This is a genomic window from Streptomyces panaciradicis (assembly GCF_023516615.1).
Taxonomy (GTDB): domain Bacteria; phylum Actinomycetota; class Actinomycetes; order Streptomycetales; family Streptomycetaceae; genus Streptomyces; species Streptomyces panaciradicis.
The window spans coordinates 21,720-32,172 of the sequence record NZ_JAMGBF010000085.1 but is presented as its reverse complement, the minus strand read 5'-3'; the positions used below and the strand labels follow the sequence as shown (position 1 = coordinate 32,172).

The window sequence follows — 10,453 nt, the reverse complement described above, 5'->3', positions numbered from 1 at the left end:
CCAACGGCCGCATCGACGCGGGCACCGTCCGCTTCGGCCGGCACGACCTGGCCACGCTGCCGGAAGCGGAACTGCGCACCGTCCGCGGGGCGCGCATCGGCCTGGTCCCGCAGGACCCGACCGTCTCCCTCAACCCGGTCAAGCGGATCGGCGACCAGGTCGCCGAGGTGCTGCGCATCCACGGCCTGGCGACCCGCCGCTCGGCCCCCGGCGAGGCCGTCGCCGTCCTGGACCGGGCAGGACTGCCCGACGCGGCCGTCCGCGCCCGGCAGTATCCGCACGAGCTGTCCGGCGGCATGCGGCAACGCGCCCTGATCGCCATCGCGATCGCCGCCCGGCCCGAGCTGATCATCGCCGACGAGCCCACCAGCGCGCTCGACGTCACCGTCCAGCGCGTCATCCTCGACCATCTCCAGCACCTGACCGAGGAGTCGGGCACCGCCGTCCTGCTGGTCACCCACGACCTGGGGGTCGCCGCCGACCGGGCGCAGCGGCTGGTGGTGATGTCGCAGGGCAAGGTCGTGGAGGCGGGCCCCACCCGCGACATCCTGGCCCACCCGCGGGACCCCTACACCCGGCACCTGCTGGCCAGCGCCCCGAGCCTGACCACGGCCCGGCCCCGCACTCCGGCCCCCGCTTCCGGGACGGACGCCACGCCCTTGGTCGAGGCCCGCGGCCTGGTCAAGGAGTTCAGGCTGCCCCACACCGGCGACGGACCCCGTACCCTGCGCGCGGTGGACGACGTCACCTTCACCCTTCACCGGGGTCGCACGCTCGCCCTCGCCGGCGAGTCCGGCTCCGGCAAGTCGACCACCGCCCGTCTGGTGCTGCGCCTCGCCGAGCCGACCGCCGGGCAGATCCTCTTCGACGGCACCGACGTCACCGCCGCCAAGGGTGCCCGGGCCAGACGGCTGCGCCGCCGCGCCCAACTCGTCTACCAGAACCCGTACGCCTCGCTCGACCCCCGGTTCACCATCGGCGAGGTGATCACCGAGCCGCTGCGCGCCTTCAAGGTGGGCGACCGCGCCTCCCGGCTCGCCCGTGCCCGCGAACTCCTCGACCGGGTCGCGCTTCCCGCCGCCACCCTGGAGCGGCGCCCGGCGGAGCTGTCCGGCGGACAGCGACAGCGCGTGGCGATCGCCCGGGCCCTGGCCCTCTCCCCCGACCTCGTGGTCTGCGACGAGCCCGTGTCCGCGCTCGACGTGTCCGTGCAGGCCCAAGTCCTGGACCTGTTGGCCGAGTTGCAGGCCGACACCGGGGTCGCCTACCTCTTCATCTCCCACGACCTGGCCGTCGTGCGGCAGATCGCGCACCAGGTCGCCGTCATGCGCGCCGGCCGCGTCGTCGAGACAGGACCGCCGGAGGACCTGTTCACCCGCCCGCGCCACGAGTACACCCGTGAACTGCTCGCGGCGATCCCCGGCGGCCTTCTCGCTGCCTCCGCCGCCGAGACCACCCCGAGCTGAGGACACGAGCGCATGACCACACCCGCCATCACCTCGCCGGCCTTTCTCACCCCCGGCAACTTCGCCGACGACGATCCGTACACGGGTCTGGAGTAGACACTCCAACTCTTCTAGTACGGGGAGCGGTTGGGCTTCGACGGCGCCTGGATCCGTCAGCGCCACCTCGAACACGGTGTGGGCTCGGCCGCGGTGTTCCTCGCCGCGGCCGGACAGCGCACCGAACGCGTCGAGCTGGGCACCGCGGTCATCCCCATCGGCTACGAGAGCCCGTTCCGCCTGGCCGAGGACCTGGCACTGGCGGACGTTCTGTCCCGCGGCCGCCTCCAGGTCGGCTTCAGCACCGGCATGCCGCACGCCGAACTCCTCGGCGACCTGGTGTACGACGGAGACTGGCGCTCCTTCGACCTGTCGTACGGCAGGATCGCCCGCCTCGTCGACAACCTGCGCGGCGACTACCTCGGCGGCCCGGACACCGTGATCCACTCACCCGGCAACGTCCAGCGACCGCGGCTGCAGCCGTACAACCCCGACCTGGTGCGGCGGATCTGGTACGGCGGCGGCAGCCTGCGGTCGGTCCGCTGGGCCGCCGAGAACGGTTTCAATCTGCTGTCCGGCAACATCGTCTCCGGCGAGGACACCGACGACTTCACCACCGCCCAACTGAACCTGCTCGCCGAGTACCGTCGCCGTCCGGGCGCCGACCTGCTGAAAACCACGCGCGTGGCGCTCGGGCGGGTGATCGTGCCCCTCGACAGCGCCGACGCCGCCACCCGTGCTCGCTACCTGAAGTACGCGGCAGTTCGGCACGAGCGCATCCTCAAGCCGCAGATCCTGTCGGCGCCGGGTACGAAGCGCATCCTGTTCGCCCCGGACGTCGTCGGCACCGCGGACCGGATCCTGGAACAGCTGGCGGCCGACCGCGAGTTGGGCTGGCACCCCGTGACTCAGGCACCCCATGATGTGTAGGCATTACATGGTCAGGACTGGGGACCTCGATGGAACGGATCTTGGTGGTCGGCGTCACCGGCGCGGGCAAATCCACGCTCGCCCGCGCCTTGAGCGCTCGTCTGGGCCTGCCGCACCACGAGATGGATGCCCTGTACTTCGACGGCCCCGGCTGGTCCGTCAACGACGCGCTGATCGAGGACGTCTCACGGCTCACCTCCGAGTCGCGCTGGATCATCGACTCCATCGGTTATCCGGAAGTCCGTGACCTGCTGTGGAACCGAGCCGACACCGTCATCTGGCTGGACTACCCCAAACGCGTCATCATGCCTCGCGTCCTGCGCCGGTCCCTGCGGCGCACCCTCACGCGCGAGATCCTCTTCGGAGGCAACCGGGAAACGTGGAGGGACTGGCTGAGCCGGGAACACCCGGCCCGGTGGGCATGGTCCCAACACGGACCTCGCCACCGTGAAGTCGAGCTGCGGGTGAACGACCCCCGCTTCGCCCCTCTCCGTACCCTCCGCTTCGCGCATCCCGACGACACGGCGGCCTGGCTGACCTCCCTGTGACATTCCCGGCCGGCGGTCCTTCCCCATGTCCCTCGGGTGGCCCGCCGCTGGTCGCGACCGGCTGCCGTGACGGCGACGCCGGTACGGCAATCCTGCCACCGGACGAAACGGGGTTCCCATGAAGCTGTCGCCGGTATCGCTCGCAGCGCGACTCAGGTGTTCTCGGACGACTCCGCGCAGGAATGCGTCAGAGGTAGCGGGATGATCATCATCAACGCTCTCGGGGACGGCACGTACACAGAGCACTGCGAGGGCGGCACCCACGGCGGCGAGACCATCACCTGACGGGATGACCCTCCAGCGGCCAGGGACGCCACGATGTGCGGGTCATCGTCATCGTCATCGTCATCGTCACCAGGCCACACCTGCCTTACGGTCGATCTTCACCCGCGTCCGCGCTGTCCTGCCCCGCCTTTGCGCGCATGGCCGGGAGGGTCCACGGGGCCCTTCGTCTTGCCTGCCTTGTTCCCCTGGGGCGCGTCGCCTGCCGCGCCGCCACCGGACTTCGGGGCAGTGGGACCCTTCAGGTGCCGTGTCGGCTGATCGTCGGAGGATGAGGCAACCCTGCTGCCCGGAACCGTTGCGCGCAGGGGGTGGGCAGCGGCCGAGCGGGGGGAACGTGGGGTCTTCGACGCGGCGGGGCTGCCATCGTCGTCGGCCGAGGTCTTCGGGGACGTGGAGGAAGCGGCGTGATCACTGGTGGACCGAGCCGCTTCGCCGTTGGCGCTGTGCTGCGAGAAGCCGTCGGCGGCGACGAGCCCGGCGGTGATCACGCCGACCAGTGCGGCCGCTGATCCGTACATCGCCACGCGGCTGCGGGCGAAGGCGGGCCGGGATGCCGCCCGGGGAAGCCCGGCCGCTGCGGCCGCGGCACCGATCGGCTGTGCGCCGGGCAGCGGGTTGTGGTGCGTGTGGTCGCTGCCCCTGCCGTGCGCGGTCGACCGGGACACGGCGCTGCTCAGGGGCGCGACCCTCGGCCGAACAGGTTCCGCAGTCGCCGTGACGTCGGCGAGGTGAGCCAGCACGCGGGCACAGTCGCGCGCGGTGGGACGGTCCTGCTCGTCCAGAGCCGTCATCCGGTTCAGCAAGTCGCCGAACGCCTCGGGCAGGAAGTCGGGGAAGTCCGGCCGGCGGTGCAGCCGGGCGATGGCCGCCTCCAGGGGGCCGCCTTCGTATTCGAGTCGGCCGGTGAGGCACTCGAGGAGGACGAGTCCGAGAGCGTAGACGTCGGCGGCCGGGCCGACGGGCCTGCCGAGTACCTGCTCGGGGGACAGGTAGGCGGCCGTTCCGATGAGGGTGCCGGTGGCGGTGTGGGTGGTGGCGTCCAGCAGGCTGGAGATACCGAAGTCCGTCAGATGAGGACTGTCGGCTGCGTCCAGGAGGATGTTCGACGGTTTGACGTCCCGGTGGACGATGCCCTTTTCGTGGGCGTGGTCCAGGGCGTCGGCGAGGCCGGCACCGAGCGTGGCGGCGGCTGCGGGCAGCAGAGGGCTCTCGGCGATGCGGGTCTTGAGGGTGGGGCCGTCGATGAGTTGCATGACGAGGTAGGCGTCGCCGTCGTGCCGTCCGGCGTCGTAGGCGGTCACCAGCCCCGGATGCTGCAGCCGGGCCAGGATGACTGCCTCGCTGCGGAAGTCGTCCTCGGTGTCGAAGCCGGTACCGGACCGGAAGATCTTCACCGCCACGGGCCGCCGCAGACTCAGGTCGAAACCGCGGTGCACGTCCGCCGCGCCACCCCAACCGATCATCTCGTCCAGACGGTAACGGCCCGCCAGTATTCGAGCATTGCACCGCGTGGACCGTCCGTCCTGCCCCTCACGCAACCTCAACTCGCCCTCCCCCAGCTTCACAGATCGACATCGGCAGGCACCCGTCGTCGGCCGGCCACCGAACGCAGGTACCCACCCAGCCACCTCTTGCACAGCAGCGGACGCATCTTCTGGCCAAGGCTCAAAAGTCCGTCCGGGGAAGGAGCCCAGTTCAGGGGCTCGGAACAGCGTCGGGCCGCCGGCCCTGGCTCTGAGACCAAGGGGCCGGCGGCCGCGAAGGAGGCTGGTGCGCGTGTCCGATCGGAGAGTTCTGACTCGTGACCGGCGCCTGGGAGGCCTCAGAGCCGAGCGCGGCCGCCTGCGCCGTGGCAGCGCGGCCGCGCCCTCGACCCTTCACCCTGGGAACCGAACCGTCACCACCAGGCCGGGCTTCGAGTCAGGTCGGGCTCCTCTCGAGGAGCGTCGCGGTCACCAATAGTGGCGTCGGCCGGCGACGGCGTGCCCCATGGATCCGAGGAGCCAGAAGACGGCGCCGACCACGGCCAGGATGATGCCGATGGTCCACAAGATCGATATGCCGGTGAGGAAACCGACGATGAGAAGAATGATGCCGAGCGCGATCATGACGTACCTCCTGGCGTGACCGGACGTTACCTCCCGAGTGCCCCGAAGCGGCGCCATCACGCCACCTCGGGGGACGCAAGGTGAGGTTCCTGCGGAGGGGGTGCGTCGCGAGAGAGTCCGCCGAGCCGGCCACCCATAGGATCCCGGCCTGAACAGCGAGGGGTGGGGAGCCCTCTACGGACTGTGCTTCGCTGTCGCGGTCGGCTGGGGGATGACCGGGGTGGTCGAGGGCGGCTGCGAGCGGGTCTACAGCAGCCGAGGTGCGGCTTGTCAGGCGCCCGACGGCTACGGCTGGTACACGGTCGTCGCCGTCATCGCGCTTCTCTCGCTCCCGCTGCTGGGCTGGGCGGTGATCCGTACCGACGACTGGCGGCCTTCATGGGGTTTCTCCGCCGGCGCTGCCATCGCCTCGGGGATCACCCTGTCCACGGATGCCACCCGAGGGTTCCTGATTCTGGCGGCGATCGAGGTGGTCCTGGCCGTGGGGGTGCCGGTGACACCGTGGAGGGTCGGGCGCACGAAGGCAGGGGGCCCGGAGGCGGGCAAGAGCTCCGCTGATGACCTTGCCTGCGGCGGGAGTTGAGCGCCCGGTTGTACGAGGACCGTGTCCACTCGCTGCCCGCCTCCGCTCACCCCCTTCAGGCCGGCTGCACCGCGAACAGCTCCAGGTGCCCGCACACCGGACAGCGGTAGGCATCGATCTGCCAGTGCGGCCGGCCCGCTCTCCTGGCCCCGCCGAGTGGGCCTCGCTCCAGGGCCCCGGCGATCCAGCTCGTGTATCCGCGAGCACCCTGCCCCCCGTCCTCGACGAAGCCCGGTTCCAGCCCCACCGCACCGCATTGGGTGCACCGTATGTTGTTCACCGCCGGAGTATAGGCAGCGGCACCCGCCTTCAAGGGGCAGGGAATCCGAAAAGAAACCATGCAAAGCAATAGACAGCCGCTTACCCGTTCTTGGTGAAGTATTGCCCGCCGCTTTCTCCGCCTTCTTCGCCCGGTGTGCATGACACCCGCACCCTTGGTCAACGATCAGTCATGAAACACGCCCTGTGCGTCACCTCGTCAACTGGTGCACAAGGGGCCGGACTTGTGGTCCGACCAGCCAAAAGGGGCCTGGCTCGGCGCGGGAGCGGTCAGGCACGGGAAGGCGTCAACCGCATCCCTGTGTAAAAGCTGTCCGCTTCCATTGACCTGCGCCTGTCAAATCTGATGTGATCTGCCGCGTCTGACAACGCATCACCTTTCCAGCGTCAAAAAGGGGCAGCGCGACCCTTCTCACTGCCCCTTTTTCCCTCGTTCAGGTCAGGACTGGATTCCCCGCAAAGAGCAATGCCGCGCGTCAATTGCCCACTGCCGGCACACCGCCGCCCGTGCAGTGAGCAGCCGCCGCTCGGCTCCCTGGTCCTGCTCCGCGACGAAGCCGGCGTCGATGTCAACGTCCGGAGGCGGCTGTCGGGTGGTGCGCCCCGTCGGCGTCCCATGCAACCCACCTCCCCGCACCGTCGGCGGAGGTCCGTGCGAAGAAAGGTCCCCATCACCCATGGGTACTCCCCACATAGGCGGCGCAGCCCGAGCAACCCTCGCCGGTCTCGCGTCGTTGTCCCTGGCCACCGGTCTGGCCCTCGCCATCACCCCGCAGGCGACAGCCGCCCCCCAGGCCACGGTGCACGCGGCGAGATCCAACCCCTACAGCCCCGCGTACAAGCACCCCTACCGGCACGGCGCCCTTCCCACCATCCAGCGCAACGCCAAGATGAAGTCGTGGGCGGCCAGCCACCCGGCCACGGCCGCGGCGACCGGCCCGCAGACCCTGTCCTACGGCGGCGGCATCGACGGCATCGGTGTCCAGAGCGGTCACTCCAAGGTCTACCTGGTCTTCTACGGCTCGCAGTGGGGGACGCAGAGCACCAACGGCAGCGGTGACGCCACCTTCTCCGGCGACCCGGACGGTGCCGCCCCCGTCGCCCAGGAGATGTTCAAGGACATCGGCACGGGCAACGAGCGGTGGTCCGCGGACCTCACCCAGTGGTGCGACGGCCCCAACGTCTCCTCGGGCGCGACCAGTTGTCCGTCCAACGCGAACTTCATCCCGTACCAGAGCGGCGGCGTGCTCTCCGGTGTCTGGTACGACAACTCGGCGGCCTCCCCGAGCGCCGCGACCGGACACCAGCTGGGCGCCGAGGCGGTCAAGGCGGCCGGGCACTTCGGCAACACCACCGCCGCGTCCAACCGTGACGCGTACTACGTCATCCTGTCGCCGCACAACACCAACCCGGACAGCTACCAGGGCCAGTACTGCGCCTGGCACGACTACAACGGCGACAGCACGCTCTCCGGCGGCCCCGTGTCCTCCTCCTACGGTGACATCGCCTTCAGCAACCAGCCGTACAACATGGACTCCGGTTCCGGCTGCGGCGTCGGGTTCGTCAACTCGCCCGGCACGCTCGACGGTTGGACCATGACGCTCGGCCACGAGTGGCAGGAGATGATGTCCGACCAGAACCCGGCCGGCGGCTGGACCAACCACACCGGCAGCTCCTACGACGGCCAGGAGAACTCCGACGAGTGCGCCTGGATCTCGCCCGGCAGCACGGGTGGAGCGGCCAACGTGACCATGGGCACCGGCACCTTCGCCGAGCAGGCCAGCTGGTCCAACGACACCAACAACTGCGCCATCACCCACGCGATCGTCGGCGGCGGCAGCAGCGGTGGCGGCGGCACCCTCACCAACGGCACCTTCGAGACCGGCAGCCTGTCGAGCTGGACCACCAGTGGCAGCACCTCCGCCACCACCTCGGCGGCGCACAGCGGCAGTTACGGCGCGATGGTCGGGTCGACCGGCCCGACCAACACCTCCTCGCTCACCCAGTCCTTCACCGCCCCGTCCGGCACCAGCAAGGTCTCCTTCTGGTACAACGTCACCTGCCCGGACACGGTGACCTACGACTGGGCCACGGCCACCCTCCAGGACACCACGGCCGGCACGACCTCGACCCTGCTCGCCAAGACCTGCACCCAGGGCGCAGGCTGGAAGCAGGTCACCGGCAGCGTGACCGCGGGCCACAACTACACGCTCACCCTCACCAACAAGGACGACAACTACTCGGGTGACGCGACCTACACCTACTACGACGACGTGACCGTCTCCTGATCCCTCGCACCGCACGGTGGGGGCGGGCCGACGGCCCGCCCCCACTCCCGTCCCGGCCTCCGGCCCGGGCGGCACCCACCGGAGGACCCCTTGTCTCTTTCCCCGGTCCGCGTTCCCACGGCCCGGCACGCACTGCGCGCAGGGCTCACCACCGTGGCCGCGACGGCCGCGCTCGGCGCGCTGGCCGGCTGCTCGGCCGGCTCGGCCGGAACCGCGTCCTCCGCACCGACCACTCCCCCGCCGTCCGCCTCCGCCTCCGCCTCCGCAGCCCACTCGGTGGTTCTCGACGAACGGGCACGGGGGACCACGGTCCGAGTGACCGCCGGCACGCATCTCGTGGTGCGTCTGCACAGCACCTACTGGTCCACCCCCGCGGGCTCGAACCCACAGGTTCTCGACGCCGTCGGCGGCGGAACGACGACCGCCGGCACCTGCCCGCCCGGCCGAGGGTGCGGGCTGTCCTCCGCGCAGTTCACCGCGCTGCGGCCCGGTACGGCGCACGTCACCGCCCGACGCCACTCCTGCGGCGAGGCCATGCGCTGCTCGCCGGGGCAGGAACGCTACGACGTGACCGTGACGGTCACCCGATAGCGAGGCCGGCCGCCGGGCACGCTCGCCAAGAGCCTGATCCCTTTCGTATCCCGTTCGGCAAAGTCGCCGGATCGGTCAGCGCACCCTCCCTACAGTGGCGCCATGAGTGATCACCCCGATGCGCCTGTCACGCCCGTCCGAGCCTTCGAACCCCCTTACTACGTAGCTGTCTTCACCGCCGTGCGCACACAGGAGCAGAGCGGCTACAGCGAGACCAGCGCACGCATGGAGGACCTGGTGAAGGACGTCCCCGGCTACCTGGGCTTGGACCACGCGCAGACTCCCGGCGGACTGGGCATCACCGTCGGCTACTTCCGCGACGCCGACGCGCTCACGCAGTGGCGGAGCGACGCCGAGCACCGCGCGGCGCAGAAGCGCGGACAGGCGGAGTGGTACCAGAGCTACACCCTGCATGTGGCGAAAGTCGAGCGCAGCCACGGCTTCACCCGACCCGGAGCCCCGCAGGGCCCGGCGGCGCACTGACCGTCCGGCGTCACGGCGGGCATCCTGTCGAGGTGGCCGCTGACGGCTCCCGACCGCTCGCCGTCGACGACCGCGGCAACACCCTGGCCTCCTTCCACCGGGGAGCGGAGGACGGACCGCCCGCGGACGCGAGTTGCTGGAGGAGACCGGTCCCGCGGCCGAAGGACGGCTGCCGTTCGCCGGATTCGCGGGCTTCACCCTCGCACCCGATCAACGCGCCGAATACAGCGCCCTGTTCACCGGACAAGCCGCCGACGGCACCCCGGCGCTTCACGCCCGACGCCGAGATCGAGGCCGTCCGCTGGTGACCTGCGGGAGTCCTTGCCCGGACTGCTCCAGCCGCTCGACGCCTGCCTGGCGGAACTCAGCCGCGGCGGCTCGCCCTCCCGACCCGGGCGGCCGGCCTCCTCACGTGGAGGCCTGGCCGCTGTCCTTCATGGCGCCCCAGCCGTGCCAGCGCTCGACCTCGATCCAGGCGCTCACCCGGGGGCGCACCCCGTCCGGGTAGGGCTTGCCCGTGTAGTGGGTGGAGATGCGGTCGATGTCGGCCAGGCCCTCGTCCTCGTTCATCTCGACGACGCGGCCGATGAGCGTGACGTGCGTGTACCAGTCGTCGCCGTCGAGGACGGTGAGCGTGACGCGGGGGTCGCGGCGCAGGTGTTGCAGGCGGACGCGCCCCTCGTCCAGGCTGATCAGGGCACGGCCGTCCTCCCACAGGTACCAGGTGGGCGTCGACACGGGCGTCCCGTCGGAGCGCAGGGTGGCCATCACGCACGGGTTGGCGCGGCGCAGCAGTTCCTGGGCCTCGGGCGGAAGCGGGGGCGTTGACACGGTGGCTTCTCCTCTCTCGACGAGG

The 10,453-nt window shown here is 70.5% G+C and carries 11 protein-coding genes; 7 read left to right on the top strand and 4 right to left on the bottom strand.

Features of this window, described 5'->3' with window-relative positions:
* From M8J74_RS26560 to M8J74_RS26550, 3 genes are all read left to right on the top strand, one after another.
* On the top strand, positions 1-1,466 hold a 1,466-nt coding region (locus tag M8J74_RS26560), incomplete at its 5' end, for a dipeptide ABC transporter ATP-binding protein (RefSeq protein WP_249838878.1).
* A 126-nt stretch (positions 1,467-1,592) separates the two neighbouring features.
* Positions 1,593-2,432 (top strand): LLM class flavin-dependent oxidoreductase, encoded by an 840-nt coding sequence (locus M8J74_RS26555; RefSeq protein ID WP_249838877.1) that lies wholly within the window; start codon positions 1,593-1,595, stop codon positions 2,430-2,432.
* Positions 2,433-2,461: 29 nt separating this feature from the next.
* On the top strand, positions 2,462-2,980 hold the full coding sequence (locus M8J74_RS26550) for a P-loop NTPase family protein (protein WP_249838876.1): 519 nt from the start codon (positions 2,462-2,464) through the stop codon (positions 2,978-2,980).
* Between the two features lie 383 nt (positions 2,981-3,363).
* On the opposite strand, the gene M8J74_RS26545 is transcribed toward M8J74_RS26550, so the two are convergent.
* Both M8J74_RS26545 and M8J74_RS26540 read right to left on the bottom strand, forming a co-directional pair.
* On the bottom strand, positions 3,364-4,728 hold the full coding sequence (locus tag M8J74_RS26545) for a serine/threonine-protein kinase (protein WP_249838875.1): 1,365 nt from the start codon (positions 4,726-4,728) through the stop codon (positions 3,364-3,366).
* Between the two features lie 489 nt (positions 4,729-5,217).
* Positions 5,218-5,373, bottom strand: a complete 156-nt coding sequence (locus tag M8J74_RS26540; protein ID WP_142148474.1) for a DUF6131 family protein — start codon at positions 5,371-5,373, stop codon at positions 5,218-5,220.
* A 211-nt stretch (positions 5,374-5,584) separates the two neighbouring features.
* Between M8J74_RS26540 and M8J74_RS26535 the strand changes: the two genes are divergently transcribed.
* Positions 5,585-5,956, top strand: a complete 372-nt coding sequence (locus tag M8J74_RS26535; protein ID WP_249838874.1) for a hypothetical protein — start codon at positions 5,585-5,587, stop codon at positions 5,954-5,956.
* A 55-nt stretch (positions 5,957-6,011) separates the two neighbouring features.
* On the opposite strand, the gene M8J74_RS26530 is transcribed toward M8J74_RS26535, so the two are convergent.
* Entirely contained in the window at positions 6,012-6,236 is a 225-nt protein-coding gene (locus M8J74_RS26530; RefSeq protein WP_249838873.1) for a hypothetical protein, read from the bottom strand.
* A gap of 676 nt (positions 6,237-6,912) precedes the next feature.
* Here M8J74_RS26530 and M8J74_RS26525 point away from each other — a divergent pair.
* The 3 genes from M8J74_RS26525 to M8J74_RS26515 all read left to right on the top strand — a co-directional run bounded on the left by M8J74_RS26525 (position 6,913) and on the right by M8J74_RS26515 (position 9,597).
* The gene (locus tag M8J74_RS26525) at positions 6,913-8,523 is read left to right on the top strand and encodes a hypothetical protein (protein ID WP_249838872.1); all 1,611 of its coding nucleotides are present in this window, start codon (positions 6,913-6,915) and stop codon (positions 8,521-8,523) included.
* Positions 8,524-8,613: 90 nt separating this feature from the next.
* On the top strand, positions 8,614-9,114 hold the full coding sequence (locus M8J74_RS26520) for a hypothetical protein (protein WP_249838871.1): 501 nt from the start codon (positions 8,614-8,616) through the stop codon (positions 9,112-9,114).
* Positions 9,115-9,216: 102 nt separating this feature from the next.
* Positions 9,217-9,597: an antibiotic biosynthesis monooxygenase family protein gene (locus M8J74_RS26515; RefSeq protein ID WP_249838870.1), complete on the top strand. Its 381-nt coding sequence runs from the start codon at positions 9,217-9,219 to the stop codon at positions 9,595-9,597.
* A gap of 408 nt (positions 9,598-10,005) precedes the next feature.
* Here M8J74_RS26515 and M8J74_RS26510 read toward each other — a convergent pair whose 3' ends face one another.
* On the bottom strand, positions 10,006-10,428 hold the full coding sequence (locus M8J74_RS26510) for a PPOX class F420-dependent oxidoreductase (RefSeq protein WP_249838869.1): 423 nt from the start codon (positions 10,426-10,428) through the stop codon (positions 10,006-10,008).
* Between the last annotated feature and the right edge of the window lie 25 nt (positions 10,429-10,453).

Excerpts from the sequence above, each read along its gene's own strand:
- M8J74_RS26550 (WP_249838876.1), top strand. The coding sequence starts at position 2,462 with ATGGAACGGATCTTGGTGGTCGGCGTCACCGGCGCGGGCAAATCCACG.
- M8J74_RS26545 (WP_249838875.1), bottom strand. The coding sequence starts at position 4,728 with ATGATCGGTTGGGGTGGCGCGGCGGACGTGCACCGCGGTTTCGACCTG.
- M8J74_RS26540 (WP_142148474.1), bottom strand. The coding sequence starts at position 5,373 with ATGATCGCGCTCGGCATCATTCTTCTCATCGTCGGTTTCCTCACCGGC.
- M8J74_RS26535 (WP_249838874.1), top strand. The coding sequence starts at position 5,585 with ATGACCGGGGTGGTCGAGGGCGGCTGCGAGCGGGTCTACAGCAGCCGA.
- M8J74_RS26525 (WP_249838872.1), top strand. The coding sequence starts at position 6,913 with ATGGGTACTCCCCACATAGGCGGCGCAGCCCGAGCAACCCTCGCCGGT.
- M8J74_RS26515 (WP_249838870.1), top strand. The coding sequence starts at position 9,217 with ATGAGTGATCACCCCGATGCGCCTGTCACGCCCGTCCGAGCCTTCGAA.